Below are 17,247 nucleotides of genomic sequence, written 5' to 3' on the forward strand. Positions count from 1 at the left end.
TTAAAACTCATCTTCCCGTCGTTTTCTGATCGATATCATATACGACATACCGATGACTATACTTGAAAGACTGATCCCGGTAATAATGGGTAACCATTCCATAGTAAATGTAACCTCCCGTTTATTTAATGCAGGTGTTTCTGCGGGTTTTTCCACTTGCGGTTCTTTTTTGTCTTCCCCCAGCCACTCCTCTTCTTTTTGAGGATTCACCGGAAGCCCCTGCCACACGAGTCCAGGAATTGTGTTCAATTCCTGGATCATCTCCTTCAATCCGTCGACTCCCATATAAGGGTGGTAAAAAGCACTCATCACACTGTCTCTCGTAAACTGAAGGCGGGACGCCCGTTCCATCATATCGTCTATAGAAGAAGTGTTACCATCTTCCTGATATCGAAGAGTCTCTGGAATAAATGTCATGTTATTCAGCATATCAGGCTTGGTCAGTACCGGTGACTCTTCCATTACCATCCAATTGGAATCAGATAGCTGCACCTGTCCAATGTATATAGGGAAATAACGGGAAACCGTCCGATATCCCTCCTTCGTGAGGCTGTAGTGGGACGACTCAAATCCATAAGGGACCAGGTTGTGTGCAGCGAGTTGATGGATGCCTTTCTGCAGTTTATTGTTCAGCGTCTGTATGAGATTTTCTTCATTCATCTGCTCGTTTTCTTCTGGTGAAAACTCAAACCCGTCTCCGGACACTCCTTCCCCGTGTTGATCGGTATACCCATGCAGGACGATGACAGCTCCTTTATTCTGAATGGTCTGCAGAGCTTCAATAAGCTGGGGAGCATCCTCAAGGTAATAGGTTTCCCCTGCCTCCGGGTTTTTGTAAACGGGTGTGACCGATACCATAAAAGGGATATCCTGAGAGAATAAAAAATCGGCACAATCTATAAGCAGGGATGGATCGAGGGTCGGGTTAACATCTTCCAATCGTAGAAAACCAGGGTGGATCTCTGAATGGGGCATGCCGAAAATTTCATGAAACACTTCACTCAGTGCAATGGAATCTGAATAGGAGATATCGGTATCCCCGTAATAATAATGGGAGGATGCTTGAATGAGCAGGGGAAATGACGCCCCCTTGTATTCCCCATACAACCAGATTTTCTCGGCATCTGAAACCTCGATATCCAATACCTGCTGAGCTTCTGTAAGAGGGAGTTTCTCTTCTGTGAAGGGACCGGATAATTCGGTTGCCAACCGCTTACCCCCGGTATATTGATAAAAATCAAACCCTTCCAGCTGATCAGCATTATAGCCAAAAGCTGTCTTGATCCCATTGAATTGATCAATGGCTCTTCGAGTGGAGTTGGAAAGAGAACGCTGAACAGCTCCGAAATATAAAAGATGCGTTGTTTTTTCAAGATCTTCCGGTTTTAATTCTCCGGCATCCATCCATTCCTGCTTGGTTGTAAAATGACTGATGAGAAAATCAAGCTTCTGGATGTTCGGATCAGATTCCCCCTGATCTGACGAATAGACGACGGTTACAAAAGGCGGTTCTTTTATTCCTTGTTCCTCCTGGGCAGAGACAGCGAATGGAAATGCCAGGACTATCCATAGGAACAGGAGGATTTTTTGAGGCAATTCGACCTCCTCCCTCAGACATATTCTTTATAAAGAACGTACAACAAATTACAAAAGATTACAAGAAGTATATCTGAAGATGGAAGATACTCTGGAATAATGAACATTTAGACTCATATTATATGGCTGCAGGTTCGCTCGTCCACACTCCACAGGGAATTTGAAAGCTATGGGAGCAGTTTAATCCTTATTATATGTCGTTTTTTCTGTATAGATAATATCTCATATGTTCTCGATTGAGAAATAGGGATAAGAATACAGAACATATCTTTTTTTTGGAAATTCTATGAAATTTATCATTTCTACATTAAAACAAAAATGGAAGATATATAAAGTAATATAGAGATATAGACCTCTATAGTGGGGAAGATCCATAATTTAAGGAGAATGACGTTTAAAATAAAGCAAAATCCCCCTTTATTCCAGGAGGACGTCTGTATTATACTGGATATAGTTCTCAATAATGAACGTCCGGGGAAGCCTTCAGCTTCTTTTATTTTTTATCCATTTGTTTCCTTTAAAGAAGGATTCTTCTATAAAACGCAGAGAGGTGAGAGGTATGATTGATTTGAACTGCAAAATCCTTCCGGGTACTGGTGATGGACCGGAGTCGATGCAGGGGAGCCTGGCGATGGCCCAAAAAGCTGCTGAACAGGGTGTAGAAACAATTGTAGCCGCTCCAAGATTCCATCCTGAGCAGAGTCCAAGAGCAGTTAAAAACCAATGCGAAGAGTTAAACAGGGAATTGTTCGATCAAGGGATTGAACTCCATATACTCCCAGGACATGAGGTGAAGATCTACGGTGAACTTGTCGATGATCTTAAAAATGGTTCCATTCTCCCGATGAATGAAAAGACCCCATACATTTACGTGGTGTTCTCTAACAAGGACGTCCCACATTATGCCAAGCAGGTTCTGTATGATATGCAGATGGAAGGGTTTATTCCTGTCATCGTTCATCCTGAACAGAATCAGGTGTTCCAGCAGCAGCCGGATCTGCTGTACCAATTTGTGAAAAATGGTGCCGTGACCCAAATTTCAGCGGCAAGCTTAGCGAATAAACGGGGAAAACCTTCCCAGAAGCTTGCGATGCAGATGATCCGTCATAATTTGGCGCATGTGGTTGCTTCCCATGCTGTAGATGATAAGAAAAGAGGCTCTTTCTTAAGGCAGGCGTATGATAAGGTTCAGAAATCATTTGGTTCTGATGTGATGTATCAGTTTATGGAGAATGCGCATGTACTCCTTGATGGGGAGATGGTTTATACTGATCCACCGGAACGGATGAAAACGAAAAAGACACTTGGGATTTTCCCATTTCAATCGTAAACGCTGGGTATTTCAAATCCAGCGTTTTCTTTATGCCTGATCAACGTCAAGGTCCATAAGGATGGGTACAAAGTCAATATTTAAAAAAACTGCAGCCCCATGTAAACTAAAAGGAGGATACGGGCATCCGACTAGAACCAGTCCCGTATTCTCTACTACATAAAAAGGAGTACATATATGAACGGGAACTTCGTACGATCGATTATTGCAGCCGCAGTCTTCTTTATGATGTTCAGTTTAATGATTCCAGCGATCCATGCCGAGGAGGGAGAACAGGTTCACCTGATCGTAAAATATAAAGATAACGTCACCTCACAGTCAGGGGGGCAGTCTTTCCCGGTGGATGTAGTACCAGTTGATAAAGAACAAGTCGCTGAGAAACAAAAGGAACTGGCGAAGGATCCTGATGTGGAATACATTGAAACAGATGTAAAAGTGTATGCCCAGGGAGACATTCCTGACGATCCCTATTACCTTAATCAGAAAGAGACTTTTGATGCTGTGAATGCGGAAGAAGCCTGGACGACTTATGCAAAGGTAAGAGGAAAGGACCCGGTCGTTGCGGTCATTGATTCCGGAGTGAGCCTCAAGCACCCGGATCTAAAGGGCAGATTAGTCGAGGGGACGAATATCCTCGAACCATCAGAGGACCCGGAAGATACCTTCGGCCATGGAACCCATGTTGCCGGTTTGATCGGTGCGGCTACAAATAATAATCTCGGCGTTTCATCCTTATCCACGGGAGATGTACAGATGATGCCTGTGAAAGTGATGGAGGCTAAGTCCGGGAATTTGTCCGACGTAATTGAAGGAATTGACTACGCTGTAGAACAAGGCGTAGATATCATCAACCTAAGCCTTGGAACGTATGTCTACCGGACGGCACTGGCCGATGCCATTGCATTTGCTCAACAGGAAGGCGTCCTCGTCGTGGCTGCCGCTGGGAACGATGATCGCGAAAAAGCGTTGTACCCCGCGGCTTTGGATCCGGTGATTTCTGTCGGAAGTTATGACCTCGAAGAAAAAGAAAAAGCTTCTTTTTCCAATTATGGCCCTGAAGTTGATGTCATCACTCCGGGAACAGACCTTTATAGTACCTACCTGGACAATGGGTATACGAGCATGGGGGGAACAAGCATGTCCTCCGGTCATGTGAGTGGTCTTGCGGCCTTAGTTGAAAACCACGCTCCTTATTTAAAGGCTGGACAGGTGCAGCGGTTGATTGTCAATGCAGCAGAACCTGCTTCCAGTACGTACGAGCTTGGAGAAGGGATGATTGATGCCGGGAAAACGCTTGACCAGGTTCGGGATTATCGACGGATATCTGGAGCGACTTCCGTTGAAACGTCGACAGCCATTTCTGAAAAAGGATGGGACGCTCTACAAGAAGAGACGTTGACCATCGACGGAAAAAAGGAGCAGGGGAAATTCGTGATTCTCGCTACAGGAAAGGATTTTCCTGATAGTCTGGCTGCATCACCGCTTGCTTCTTATCTGGACAGCCCTGTTCTCTTAGAACGCCGCAGTGAACTCTCCCTGTCGATTAAAGATGAATTGAAGCGGTTGGACGCGACCGACGTCATCATTATCGGAGGAGAAGTGGCCGTTCCTTCTGGAGTGGAGGACGATGTTGAAAAATCAGGCTATGACGTCCACAGGATTAAGGGAGCGGACAGGTATGAGACGGCTGTAGCTGTCAATGAATCCATTCCTTATGATACAAACAAAGGTTTCGTTGTTTCAGGTCAGGAATTCCCTGATGCTTTATCGGCATCGGCGTACAGCGGAATAAAGCAGTATCCGATTTTATATGTGAAGCAGGGTGAAATTCCAGAGGCTGTCCAAACATATATGGAAGAAGAAGGCATTACAAAGAATTATATTGTCGGTGGGACCCAGCCAATTTCTGAAAAGGTCGCCACAGCCCTTCCCGATGCCAATCCACTAAGGGTTTCAGGAAAAAATCGATATGAGACGAACAAGGCGATGCATCAGACCTTTGGCTCTCCTTCTGCCGGTACGCTCTATTTTACAACTGGACAGAACTTCCCGGACGCGATGGCAGCTGCTCCTCTGGCCGTGAAAACGGAAAGTCCGGTTATTTTGACGAACGAGAGGTATGCACCTGTAACAGCTGAAAGCATCCGGAGGTTCGATGAACGTTCCAGTTATTACATGATTGGAGGGACGCAGCCTGTACCTGCAGAGCATGCGTGGGAAATCGATGATATTTTTCACCGGTAATTTATAATAGGAAGAAAGTCGGTTTTTCTTTGGAGGAATAAGTTCCTCCTGCAGTTTCTTTCGTAGGACAAAGGTACGGGAGGGAATTCGGAAATCTTCAGGAAAGGAGGTTTTGTATGGAAATCTCCTATGCTTCAACGACAGGGAACATCACCCGGGATGATCTGCAGACGTTATTCACCTCTGTGGAATGGGACTCAGGCAGCTATCCTGATGAACTGTTACAAGCGATTCAGGGATCACATTCCGTGATGACAGCCTGGGACGGCAGGCGGTTGATTGGTTTGGTGAATGCGTTGTCTGATGGTGCATTGACGGTTTATTTTCATTACATGCTGATCCATCCGGAGTACCAGGGCAGAGGTATTGGGAAAGTCATGATGGACCACATGCTGGGTCGATACCAAACATGCCGGACGAAGGTGCTGATTGCCTACCCGGACGTGATGGAGTTTTATGGAAAACTTGGTTTTCAAAAAGAAGAGGGAACCACCCCTCTGTTCATCTCGGACCTTATTTGACATGACTCGTTCATGTGCATGATTTTTCATAGGAAGAATGGCCGAACCCGGTGAAATCACCGGGTTTTTTATTTGTCACAAATATTCTAAATTGAGCGAATATTCATTGACGATATTCGGAGGATAACGTACAATCTAATTTGTAATATTTTGAAATATTTATGAAAAAAAAAGGAGGCATAGAAATTCTTATTGTTGGACCAATATCATAGGGAGGTCATTTACTTTGGTGGCTGAGAAAAACAAAAAGAACGTGAAGAAGAAAGCATTATCGGTGTTAGCCAGTGCAGCTATCGTTGCGTCTTCGTTTGCCGGGATTGGTACATATGGAACAACAGGGGTTCAGGCAGAAACAAAAGCTGCGAAATCTTTTAACACGTTAATGAATTATGATGAAGTCGTTTCCCTCGCTAACAGCTCGGAATCAAAACAAGAGCTGGTCATAATCGGTGACGGGAAAACGGATGCGACAAAACAGTTGGAGAAGCTGGGCGTCAAAGTCATCCAAAACCATAAAAACTATGGCTATCTGGCTGAAGTGCCGACCAATAAAATTCTGGATATCGTAAAGCTTGATTCGGTTCGTACGGTTGGGGAGAACCAAGAGCTTGAACTTGCACCGGTCAATCCTGATGAATTGAATACGGACGGCCAGGACCAGGTGGATAAAGATGCAGTTGTTGACCCGGATCAGCTGGAGACCCATCCATCTACAGGCGTTGATAGTTTCCACGATAAATTCAGCGGTGAAGGTGTCCGTATTGGAATCATCGACTCTGGTCCAGATCCAGGACACGAATCCTTCACAGATCTTCCGGAAGTTGATGAAGAGTCGGATGAAACTTCTGAGGAAGTATTTGAGGAAACGAGAAAATATGGGGATTCCCACATTACAGACGTCAGAGACTATACGATTTCCAACGAATTCATAGACCGTCCTTACGCCGCTGAGGAGCGTTATTCCAGCTACAAGGAATATACGGGTCAGAACGCCAATTATCTGGCGGAAGGGGATGTTCCTTTCTTTGATGAGTTTGAAGAAGGAGACACGATCTACGAAGGTATTTTCAAGACCGAGGGAATCGACTCTTCCGATGATAAGTTGTATTACGGAGAAACCTGGTTCGAAGCCAAGGCCGACCTTAACGGCGATGGTGAGTCTGGAGAAACCTTCGGCGACTGGTTCCCTGTCCTTCTAGCAGGGGATGAAGTCTATGTGGATACAGACTTTGACTTTGATTTTACAGATGAGACGGCCTATAAAGAAGGCGAAACGGGTACTTTTGATATCGACCCTACGGATGATGTAGCCGGTGCCAACTTCCGTGTGAACAATTTGGAAGAGCAAAAACTATTAAACAATGAAACTCAGGAATTCGATGCTGTGAAGAAGGTCAACTTGTTTACAGACTTCAACGGTCACGGTTCCCACGTTGCCGGAATTTCTGCAGCTAATGGGCCTCTGAAATCCAACGCTACAGGAGCGATCGCCGGTGAAGGTGTGGCTCCGGAAGCTGAGCTTGTCGGTCTTCGTGTGTTCAAAGAAGAAGGCGGAGCTTATACGTGGAGTATTCAACGCGCGATGATTGATGCTGCCCTGCCTGAATCAAAAGGTGGATACGGTGTCGATGTTGCCAACTTAAGCCTTGGCTCTCTGCCGGACTTGAATGATGGCGGCGGAAGTTACGGCGAGTTGATGACACTGCTCAGCGACCAATACGATATCGTTTTTGTTACATCTGCGGGGAACAGCGGACCTGGAATTGATACGGTCGGTTCACCTGGGGACGTAGCCAGCGTCATTTCTGTTGGTGCACATATTGATGAGCAGATGTGGGCGAAGGAATATGGTGCCTATCCTTATGGTAAAGATGAAGACGGCAATCCGCTTGAAGGGGATGGCCTCTGGTACTTCTCCTCTGTAGGACCGAATGAAGCCGGAGATCAGAAGCCGGATATCGTAGCGCCTGGTTCTGCCTATGCGGCTCAGCCTGTCCACCAATTCCCGGAAGGCCATGCTTATGATGTCCTCCAGGGAACGAGTATGTCAGCACCGCATGTAGCCGGGGCTGTAGCATTGCTGAAATCAGCTGCACAAAAAGACCGTCTGCCATTTGATTATGAACTGGCCCGCGAAGCACTCGTACAGACAGCGGATAAACTGGACGGTTACAACCGTGCTCAGGAAGGTCAGGGACTGATCAATGTTCCAGCTGCCTACGAGTACATGAGAGATAACTTTGTCAATGATGTGGAAAATGTCGATGTAACGGTCTTCCACGGGGAGAAAATCTCCGGCGGACCTGGATTGTATGTGCGCAACAAGGACATTCCAGAAACCGTGGAAGTGTTGATTGAAAACACTTCTGATCAAGCCAAGACTCTTGATGTTTCCGCCTCCCATGACTGGTTTACGCCATCGGTTGATGAAGTCAAACTCGGTGCAGGCGAATATGAGTATATCGATGTCGAGTACGATGCATCCAAGCTTGAAACGGGTGTGAACGCAGGGAACTTAATCATTGATGATGCTTCCACACCTTATGTCGAAGCTAGAAGTGCCCAGACGATCATCACGGGCTATGAGTTCACGAAAGAAAACAAACACCGCTTCAGAACGACAGACGAAGTGCAGTCTTCCCAGACGAAAGGCTACACCTTTGACGTTGATTCCGGTGTCAGTGAACTACGCTTCTCCTTGAACGCTCTGAAGGAAAGTGGAGAATTCCAGGGTCGTGTCCGTATGCTTGTGTTCAATCCAGATGGCACACAGGTGAATGATTATGTCGGATATGCCGGATACGGTGGGCTGGATGTGGAAGATGTGGTTGTTCCATCTCCGAAAGCCGGCGTATGGGAAGTCCATGTTTATGGAACGATTGCTCCTGAAGAAGGTAAGGAAATGAACAAGTATACCTTAGACGCTGTCGCCCAGGATGTTGTCAGCGAGCCGGGAAGCATCGATCTTGGTAAAGTCGGTTCTTCTGAAACCTTCGAAAAAGAAGTATCCTTTACCAACTACATGAAAGAAGCGGCTAACGTGAAGTTTGAAACGGTCGGCTTCAGCGGCCCTATTAACAAAACCATCGAAGGAACCGTCACTCAGGAAGTCGACGAAATCCCGAATGATGGTGATTTGATTGATGTTGAAATCAAAAACAATGTCTCCTTGAGCGTAGATGTGGCTCCTGCTGAGCCGGTGGATCTGGATCTGTTCCTATTCAATGAAGAAGGCGATGAGGTCGCATCCAGTGCTTCCAGCTCCAATGATGAAGCTTTCACGGTAACAGGTCTTCCTGATGGAAACTACCAGATTGCTGTGGATTACTTCGGTACAGGTTCTGCTTCTGTTGATTACACATTGAACATGACGGAAGAGAAACTTCTATCCTATAATTCTGATGAAAAAGGAGAGGGATCCGTTACAACAGATGCCAAAGCTACTAAACTAGGCGTCGGCGAAACGGTGGACGTTCCTCTTTCCATCACGACTCCAGAGCAGCCAATCAAAGGCTATGCCGGCTTGTACATGGTTGATGCCGATACAGATGAAGTGCTTGACCTTGTACCAGTTACAACGGATGCGGACGTCGTCAATGTCCTTTCCGGTAAAACACGTGAAGGTACAGCGCTTGATATTTCCCAGGACCTCTATCCGGATGGCGGTGCAGATACTGTTGTCGTAACGACCGCTTATAACTTCCCGGATGCCTTGTCTGCCGGACCGATGGCTTCTGCTGCAGAAGCACCGGTTATCCCTGTCAACAGAGATGGGAAGCTGAGCAAGGAAGCGCTGAAAGAAATTGAGCGCCTTGGTGCGGAAAACGTTTATCTTGTCGGTGGTGAAGGCGTCGTTTCCCCTGATGTCTTCGCTCAGTTGAATACGATCAGCATTGCTTCTGATCAAATTGAGCGGGTTTCCGGTGATACACGTTACAGCACAAACCTTGAGATTGTAGAAAAACTGCAGAACGACTTTGATTTTGAAGGAAACGGTGTATTCCTTGCCACAGGTAAAAACTATGCGGATGCTTTGAGTGCTGCTTCCATCGCAGGTGCTGAGGGCATGCCGATTGTACTGACGAACGGCAAGGGTCTATCCGACGAAGCTCTGGCTGTCCTTGAAAATGAAGACGTTTATGTAGTCGGTGGAACAGGCGTCATTTCTGATGAGGTCGCTGATCAGGCGAAGGAAGTCGCTGTTTCCGTGGAGCGCCTGTCCGGTGCGAACCGTTACGGCACCCTCGTCAGCATTTTGAAAGAGTTCGAGCCGAATGCAACCAATCTATTTGCCGCAAGCGGACGTAACTATCCGGATGCCCTTGCATCTGCACCGCTTGTAACAGGTAAAGATGGGATGCTCCTGCTTGTTCAGCCTGATGATCTTCCAAAAGAGGTGGATGCGTACTTAACGAAGTATGTGTACACTCATGATATCTCTTCTGTTACTGTTCTCGGCGGCGATGCTGCTGTAGGACCAGAAGCGAAGGAAGAACTTCAGAACAAAGTCACCAAATAAGCTGTTTTAAAAGAACCCTCCATACTGGAGGGTTCTTTTAATGGAAAAGCTCTGTTAAAGTCTGTTGTTTACATTCTAAATGATTACTAAATCGTCTCCGTCTGGAATCAGGGGTCCGGTCCGTTATTTACTCAGGGGATGGGATGGCAGGGAAAACCGTCCGCTTTCCGCGGGGAACGATGAGCCTCCTCGAACTTCGTTCTCCGGGGTCTCCCCTTGTTCCTTTTTCCCGCAGGAGTCTACCTGTTTTCCCTGCCACCCCTTTTGTAGTGGTGTAACGGACTTCGGTTATGTCCTTTCTAACTACCCTACTTTGAAGAGGAGTCATTCCCAAGGCCGCCTCATCCAAATCCCATGACAGAAAGGGGTGATCTGAGCTCACATGCTAAATAACAACACCAAGCAATAACAGAGCTAATGGAAAAAACTCCCGCGGACCTGCTTCGGCTGCGCGTAAAGGGTCACATTGCGCTTATCGGCGGATCTTCAGCTCGTGCAGGCGGTTCCTACGCGGAATGGCAAGGGGTGGAGCTCCTGAAGGTACGGAAAATCATGTAGTTTCTATCTATGAGGGAAGCATCTTTTATACCGGCATTAACTTCATTATATTTCCATGGTAAAAATTTGTAGTACCATTTTCCTGGTTCCTCCGACCAAAATCCTATCAATCTATGTTGTTTTTTGTGAATATATGTTGACAGCGTTTTCAGAAAGCGCTATAGTATTAGTAACAAGTTAAGCATGTGGCGGAGATATGGAGACCCACACTATTTTGCATACAGCCTCATTCGTATGCACCTTAGTGCGGGTCTTTTTTTGGACACATGCCCCTTGAAAAATGAGAAAGAAGAGGTGAACAACATGTCCGAATTCTTAGCTGAACTGATTGGAACGATGATTCTGATCATCTTTGGTGGTGGTGTTGTTGGAGGGGTCGTTCTTAAAAATTCAAAAGCAGAAGGAGCCGGCTGGGTCGTTATCACCATTGGGTGGGGACTTGCTGTTGCGATGGGTGTGTACGCTGTGGGAAGCTTCACGGGTGCTCACATCAATCCGGCTGTAACGATAAGTTTTGCTGCAATTGGAGAATTTCCATGGGCGAAGGTGCCCCTTTACGTAACTGCTCAGATGATTGGTGCGGCGATCGGTGGAGTTATCGTATTCTTAAATTATCTGCCGCACTGGAGAGAAACGAAAGATCAGGGAGCCAAACTGGCGGTGTTTGCTACTGATCCAGCCGTACGCAGCCCTTTTTCCAACCTTGTCAGTGAAATCATTGGAACATTCGTCCTTATTATGGGGCTGCTGTTTATCGGTGCCAACGAATTTACAGAAGGATTGAATCCACTGATTGTGGGTGCGTTGATCATCGCGATCGGTATGTCGCTTGGCGGAGCGACTGGGTATGCGATCAACCCTGCCCGTGACCTTGGCCCCCGTATTGCCCATGCACTGCTTCCGATTCCTGGAAAAGGCGGATCAGACTGGGGTTACTCCTGGATACCGGTTGTGGGACCGATTTTAGGCGGTATCTATGGTGCACTATTCTACCGGGCCATGTTTATGTCTGAGTTCTCTGCAGGCTTCTGGGTAATGTCTGTCGTGATGGCGGTTATCCTGATTGGAGCAGCTAATGCAGAGATCAAAAAGGGGAAGACATTAGGTAATCAAGTAGAAGAAAAAATCAGCTGAAACGAAAAGGAGAGGGTTTGAATGTCAGAACAGTATATCTTATCCATTGATCAGGGAACGACAAGCTCAAGAGCCATTCTTTTTAACAAAGCGGGTAACATCGTTGAAACCGGCCAGAAGGAATTTGAACAATTCTTCCCGAAGCCGGGCTGGGTGGAACATGATGCGAACGAAATCTGGACATCCGTTCTTGCCTGTATTGCGGATGTATTAAGAAAAGCGGATGTAGAGCCGTCCCAAATTGCCGGAATCGGCATTACCAACCAGCGTGAAACGGCAGTGGTGTGGGACCGGAATACCGGGAAACCGATCTATCATGCGGTCGTCTGGCAGTCCCGTCAGACCGAAGACATCTGTAAAGAGCTTCGTGCCGCCGGTCATAATGAGCTGTTCCGCAGTAAAACAGGTCTTCTGCTTGACCCGTACTTCTCGGGAACGAAAGTGAAGTGGATTCTTGATCATGTCGACGGAGCGAGAGAAAAAGCGGAGAATGGCGATCTTATGTTTGGAACGATCGACACATGGCTGGTTTATAAGCTTTCCGGTGGCAAAACGCACATTACCGATTATTCCAACGCTTCCCGTACATTGATGTACAACATCTATGACCTGCAGTGGGATGACGAACTGCTGGACATCCTTGGCGTACCAAAATCCATGCTGCCGGAAGTGAAGCCTTCTTCCGAAGTGTATGCGCAGACGGTTGATTATCATTTCTTCGGTCACGAAGTTCCGATCGCCGGTATAGCTGGAGATCAGCAGGCCGCTTTATTCGGACAAGCCTGCTTTGAAAAAGGCATGGCCAAAAATACTTATGGTACAGGCTGCTTTATGCTGATGAACACAGGTGAGGAAGGCGTCGCTTCTGAGCACGGTCTATTGACAACGCTTGCCTGGGGCTTGGACGGTAAAGTGGAATACGCGCTTGAAGGAAGTATTTTCGTTGCTGGTTCTGCCATTCAGTGGCTTCGCGACGGTCTGAAAATGATTGAAAGCGCACCGGAATCCGAAGGGTATGCCACGTCTGTAGAGTCTTCCGACGGTGTTTATCTTGTACCTGCCTTCGTTGGTCTTGGGACACCATACTGGGATAGTGATGCGCGTGGTGCGATGTTCGGATTGACACGTGGCACAACAAAAGCCCACTTCATCCGTGCCACACTTGAGTCCCTCGCTTATCAGACGAAAGATGTCCTGGACGCGATGATTGCTGACTCCGGCATTGATTTGAAATCCCTGCGCGTCGATGGGGGAGCCGTGAAGAACGATTTCCTTATGCAGTTCCAAAGTGACATCCTTGGTGTGCCTGTTGAGCGTCCAATTGTACAGGAAACAACAGCCCTTGGTGCTGCCTTCCTGGCAGGACTGGCTGTCGGCTACTGGAAAGACAAAGAGGAAATCAAACAGCACTCTGATAATGACCGTACATTTACAGGTCAGATGGGTGCTGATGAGCAGGAAGAGCTTTACAGCGGATGGAAGAAAGCTGTGGAAGCGACACGTAAATTCAAGTAATCAAATGAAGGGTACCTCTGATTATCAGAGGTGCCCATTCTTATAAAGTGAGGGGATAATCGATGAAAAAATTAGTCAACGATCCAAATCTTGTGATTACAGAAATGCTTGATGGGTTTGTCGCTGCTCATGCTTCGACCGTGAAGAGAGTGGAGGATACAACCGTTGTGGCGAGGAAAAATGCACCCGTGTCCGGAAAAGTCGGTATCGTCAGTGGGGGCGGAAGCGGTCATGAACCGGCCCACGCCGGTTATGTCGGGGAAGGCATGCTGGATGCTGCTGTTTCCGGTGAAGTATTCACATCGCCCACCCCTGACCAGGTCTTCGAAGCGATCAAAGCTGTGGACAGCGGAAAAGGCGTGCTGCTCGTTATTAAAAACTACAGCGGTGATGTGATGAACTTTGAAATGGCTGCTGAACTCGCCGAAGCCGAAGGGATTCAAGTGGATCAAGTCGTCGTTAATGACGATGTTGCCGTCGAAGACAGTTCTTTTACAACGGGCCGGCGTGGAGTCGCAGGAACGGTTTTCGTTCATAAACTGGCAGGCGCATTGGCTGAGACGGGAGCATCCCTTGAAGAAGTGAAGCAGACGGCTGAAAAAGTGGTTCAACACGTACGCACGATGGGTGTCGCACTACGTCCATGCATCATGCCGTCTTCGGGGGAAGAAAGCTTTGAACTTGGCGATAAGGAAATCGAAATGGGAATCGGCATCCACGGCGAACCGGGCATTGAGAAAAAGCCGCTCGTCACCGCAGACGAGATCACATCCGAGATGGTTGAACGCATTCTTCCTGAACTCAAATTGAACGAAAACGACGAAGTCGCCGTCATGGTGAACGGCATGGGAGCGACACCGGAAATGGAACTTTACATCGTGAACCGTAAAGTACATGAACTTCTGGCCGAGAAGAATGTCACCGTTTCTCATACGTTCGTAGGGGAATATATGACATCTCTTGAAATGGCCGGATGTTCGATTACGGTTCTGAAAGTGGACGACCAATTGAAAGAACTGCTGGATGCCCCTAGTCAAGCACCGGCTTTCCGTATATAAAGGAGTGTTTCAGATGAATGTCAATCAAACGGCAGCATGGATTACACACTACAATCAGCATCTCCAGGATCAAAAAGACTACCTAACTTCCCTGGACAGGAAGATTGGTGACGGTGATCACGGAATCAATATGGCAAGAGGATTCGCTGAAGCTGCCAAGGCAGTGGAGGCAGAAACGTTTGAGACATCAGCAGACGTGTTGAAAAAGGCCGCTGTGACGGTGATGTCCAAGGTTGGCGGAGCTTCGGGCCCGTTATATGGGACAGCCTTATTGAAAATGTCCATGGCGGCTAAAGGGAAAGACATCGAAGGCAATGTTTTTGCGGACATGTTTGAAGCCGCGATTGACGGAATCAAACAGCGGGGAAAAGCAGAAACCGGAGAAAAAACGATGCTCGATGTGTGGGTTCCTGTTCTTGAGGAAGTGAAGAGCCGCGGATTTGATGCAGCGAATGTGGAAGAAGCCGCTCAGAAGGCCATGGAAGCGACGAAGGATTTAACCGCTACAAAAGGGAGAGCCTCCTACTTGAAAGAGCGCTCCAAAGGGCATCTGGACCCTGGTGCTGTATCCTCCTATTACTTATTTGCGAGCCTTTCTGAGGCGCTGAAGGAGGAAGGCTGATGACTGTAGGAATTCTATTAGTCTCACACAGTGAGAAGGTTGCGGAAGGTGTGAAAGATCTTATTCATCAGGTTGTCGGTGATCTTCCAATCGAAGCCGCCGGGGGCACGGATGAGGGAGAACTTGGGACAAGCTTTGAAAAGATACAGACCGCTTTGGAAAAGGTCACAGAAAAAGCTGAAAGCACCATCGTTTTTTATGATCTCGGCAGTGCGCGGATGAATGCCGAAATGGCTATTGAAGTCACAGAGTCCGATCAGATCAAACTTGTCTCCCACCCGATTTTGGAAGGGGCTTATCTTGCCGCTGTTGAAGCAAGTATAGATAAAAGTCTGGAAGAGATTCTGGACTCGCTTGAAAAAGAATTTGGAAAATCGTAATCAAAAAACCACGCCGGTTCGGCGTGGTTTTTTTGTATGGATGAAAATGGTGGATGGACTTGGTCTTCCTGATCACTTTGGAAACTCCAAAAACCGGCGATGAGCAGCACGTGATACGGCTCCCATTTGACTTCTTATCATATCCATAGATGTATAGGCAGCGATATAGTTTTGCTTACTTCAATTTAATTTGTACCGGCTTGCTTTTTTGTTTATCTTTTGAATCAATTGTTTTCCTGTTTTCCTTTTGCAGGGCCGTTCGTTTTATTGAACTTGTGACATCGTGTATCATATCACCCATATCGTGAACGGAATCAATTAAGGGATCAACGGCTTCCATTTTCCCTTTTACATCAGTTGAAATTTTGTTAGCTTCATGGATCAGTTCTTCAGCCTCATCTGTAATGCTGTTGACTGATTTTCGAGCGTCAGACAGCGTCTCTTTAGTTTCCGTAAGTGTTGCCATAAGTTTTCGTAAAGTGAAAATTAAAAAGATGACGAGACAAATAAACCCGACCGCTGCAATGGTAACACTCCACTCAATCATTAAAACCACCTCCCTTCTTCTCTCTAAATCTATGGAAGGGAAGGCTCGGACATTCCAGTGAACGGGAAGGTAGCTGCAATTGCTGATACACCATTATAAACTGGATACGCACCAACAGCAGGCAGCCATGTTCGTTTGTATAGTCGCGCAGCATCATGGCATATAGTGATAGGAAGGGAGTGGATTCAATGGCCGTAATGTTTGATAAAGACCACTTTGTCGATGATCGTTTGCTGAGTGTTAGTGTGAAGAATAAAGGTTTGAATTATGGCCTGGGTTGTATAGATGGTATCCGAGCTTTTTGGAATTCCGGCCAAGAACAATTATTATTATTCCGACTAAACGATCATTTAAAGAGATTTGAGCAGTCTGGTGAGAGTTTGTTTATTAAAATCCCCTATTCCATAGAAGAATTATCGTACATCATAAAAAAGATGCTGATCATCAACCGGGTGACTCAGGATGTTTATATACGTCCGATTTGTTTTAAAGACAGCAATACCTTACGTCCCGACCTGAGAGATCCGTTTAATCATCTGGCTGTCTACATGGATGAATCAGAATACAAGTCTGAACCTTCCTTTAAGGTGGCGGTTTCTTCCTGGACGAGAATAGGAGGCAATATGATTCCTCCTCAAGCGAAGACGACCGCTGGTTATATGAATTCGGGATTAGCGATACTTGAAGCATCTTTGAATGGATATGATGAGGCCGTCTTTTTAACAAAAGAAGGAAATGTGAGCGAAGGGGCTACGGAAAATATTTTCATCGTTAAAGGAAATGAAGTCTTCACTCCCCCTTTATCTGATGACATTCTTCCGGGAGTCACTCGTAATACAGTAGCGGAAATACTGGAGAGAGAGTTGAAGTTACCGCTGTATGAAAAGAGTTTGGCAAGATTTCAATTATACGATGCGGATGAAATTTTCTTAACGGGAACGGCTGTTGGAATTAAGCCGGTAGTTGAAGTTGATCGAAGAGTCATAGGGCAAGGGAAGCCGGGAAAGGTTACGTTGGAAATTCAGCACGTATACAATCGGATGGTCCGGGGAGAACTGCCGTCTTATCTTCATTACTGTACTTCTGTCTATTAAATTCGGGAAAACGTAGTCTACATGAAAAATATCGCTCAGGATCCTGTAGTCCCCTTTGATGATTTTACTACATCTTCATTTTAGAGTTGGTGTTAAATAACAAGATAATCAATGAGCTTCTATTCTCCT

The 17,247-nt window shown here is 46.6% G+C and carries 12 protein-coding genes; 10 read left to right on the forward strand and 2 right to left on the reverse strand.

Annotation, left to right across the window (positions count from 1 at the left end):
- A complete protein-coding gene (locus ACXAJH_RS10760) occupies window positions 1–1,596 on the reverse strand; it encodes a DUF2334 domain-containing protein (RefSeq protein ID WP_474993918.1) in 1,596 nt (531 codons plus the stop codon).
- 559 nt (window positions 1,597–2,155) lie between these two features.
- Here ACXAJH_RS10760 and ACXAJH_RS10765 point away from each other — a divergent pair.
- From ACXAJH_RS10765 to dhaM, 9 genes are all read left to right on the forward strand, one after another.
- Complete coding sequence (locus tag ACXAJH_RS10765; protein WP_474970974.1) at window positions 2,156–2,926, forward strand: tyrosine-protein phosphatase; 771 nt, start codon at window positions 2,156–2,158, stop codon at window positions 2,924–2,926.
- A gap of 177 nt (window positions 2,927–3,103) precedes the next feature.
- Window positions 3,104–5,170, forward strand: coding sequence for a S8 family serine peptidase (locus tag ACXAJH_RS10770; protein WP_474993920.1), 2,067 nt, complete (start codon window positions 3,104–3,106; stop codon window positions 5,168–5,170).
- Between the two features lie 116 nt (window positions 5,171–5,286).
- Complete coding sequence (locus ACXAJH_RS10775) at window positions 5,287–5,691, forward strand: GNAT family N-acetyltransferase (RefSeq protein WP_474969549.1); 405 nt, start codon at window positions 5,287–5,289, stop codon at window positions 5,689–5,691.
- 229 nt (window positions 5,692–5,920) lie between these two features.
- The gene (locus ACXAJH_RS10780) at window positions 5,921–10,210 is read left to right on the forward strand and encodes a cell wall-binding repeat-containing protein (protein WP_474993922.1); all 4,290 of its coding nucleotides are present in this window, start codon (window positions 5,921–5,923) and stop codon (window positions 10,208–10,210) included.
- 792 nt (window positions 10,211–11,002) lie between these two features.
- Window positions 11,003–11,902, forward strand: a complete 900-nt coding sequence (locus ACXAJH_RS10785) for an MIP/aquaporin family protein (protein ID WP_474970978.1) — start codon at window positions 11,003–11,005, stop codon at window positions 11,900–11,902.
- Between the two features lie 21 nt (window positions 11,903–11,923).
- Entirely contained in the window at window positions 11,924–13,417 is a 1,494-nt protein-coding gene (gene glpK, locus ACXAJH_RS10790) for a glycerol kinase GlpK (protein WP_474970979.1), read from the forward strand.
- A 62-nt stretch (window positions 13,418–13,479) separates the two neighbouring features.
- Complete coding sequence (dhaK, locus tag ACXAJH_RS10795) at window positions 13,480–14,475, forward strand: dihydroxyacetone kinase subunit DhaK (RefSeq protein ID WP_474970980.1); 996 nt, start codon at window positions 13,480–13,482, stop codon at window positions 14,473–14,475.
- 13 nt (window positions 14,476–14,488) lie between these two features.
- Window positions 14,489–15,097 carry a dihydroxyacetone kinase subunit DhaL gene (gene dhaL, locus ACXAJH_RS10800; protein ID WP_474969544.1) on the forward strand — a complete coding sequence of 203 codons (609 nt, stop codon included), beginning with the start codon at window positions 14,489–14,491 and terminating at the stop codon, window positions 15,095–15,097.
- On the forward strand, window positions 15,097–15,477 hold the full coding sequence (gene dhaM / locus ACXAJH_RS10805) for a dihydroxyacetone kinase phosphoryl donor subunit DhaM (protein WP_474993924.1): 381 nt from the start codon (window positions 15,097–15,099) through the stop codon (window positions 15,475–15,477). The genes dhaL and dhaM overlap by 1 nt, the downstream gene beginning before the upstream one ends.
- 175 nt (window positions 15,478–15,652) lie before the next feature.
- Here dhaM and ACXAJH_RS10810 read toward each other — a convergent pair whose 3' ends face one another.
- Window positions 15,653–16,024, reverse strand: a complete 372-nt coding sequence (locus tag ACXAJH_RS10810; protein WP_474993926.1) for a DUF948 domain-containing protein — start codon at window positions 16,022–16,024, stop codon at window positions 15,653–15,655.
- Between the two features lie 197 nt (window positions 16,025–16,221).
- On the opposite strand from ACXAJH_RS10810, the gene ilvE reads away from it, so the two are divergent.
- Window positions 16,222–17,118: a branched-chain-amino-acid transaminase gene (gene ilvE / locus ACXAJH_RS10815; RefSeq protein WP_474993928.1), complete on the forward strand. Its 897-nt coding sequence runs from the start codon at window positions 16,222–16,224 to the stop codon at window positions 17,116–17,118.
- Window positions 17,119–17,247 lie beyond the last annotated feature (129 nt).

Source organism: Halobacillus sp. ABD4_316, assembly GCF_056161385.1.

Excerpts from the sequence above, each read along its gene's own strand:
- ACXAJH_RS10765 (WP_474970974.1), top strand. The coding sequence starts at position 2,156 with ATGATTGATTTGAACTGCAAAATCCTTCCGGGTACTGGTGATGGACCG.
- ACXAJH_RS10770 (WP_474993920.1), top strand. The coding sequence starts at position 3,104 with ATGAACGGGAACTTCGTACGATCGATTATTGCAGCCGCAGTCTTCTTT.
- ACXAJH_RS10775 (WP_474969549.1), top strand. The coding sequence starts at position 5,287 with ATGGAAATCTCCTATGCTTCAACGACAGGGAACATCACCCGGGATGAT.
- ACXAJH_RS10785 (WP_474970978.1), top strand. The coding sequence starts at position 11,003 with ATGCACCTTAGTGCGGGTCTTTTTTTGGACACATGCCCCTTGAAAAAT.
- glpK (WP_474970979.1), top strand. The coding sequence starts at position 11,924 with ATGTCAGAACAGTATATCTTATCCATTGATCAGGGAACGACAAGCTCA.
- dhaK (WP_474970980.1), top strand. The coding sequence starts at position 13,480 with ATGAAAAAATTAGTCAACGATCCAAATCTTGTGATTACAGAAATGCTT.
- dhaL (WP_474969544.1), top strand. The coding sequence starts at position 14,489 with ATGAATGTCAATCAAACGGCAGCATGGATTACACACTACAATCAGCAT.
- dhaM (WP_474993924.1), top strand. The coding sequence starts at position 15,097 with ATGACTGTAGGAATTCTATTAGTCTCACACAGTGAGAAGGTTGCGGAA.
- ACXAJH_RS10810 (WP_474993926.1), bottom strand. The coding sequence starts at position 16,024 with ATGATTGAGTGGAGTGTTACCATTGCAGCGGTCGGGTTTATTTGTCTC.
- ilvE (WP_474993928.1), top strand. The coding sequence starts at position 16,222 with ATGTTTGATAAAGACCACTTTGTCGATGATCGTTTGCTGAGTGTTAGT.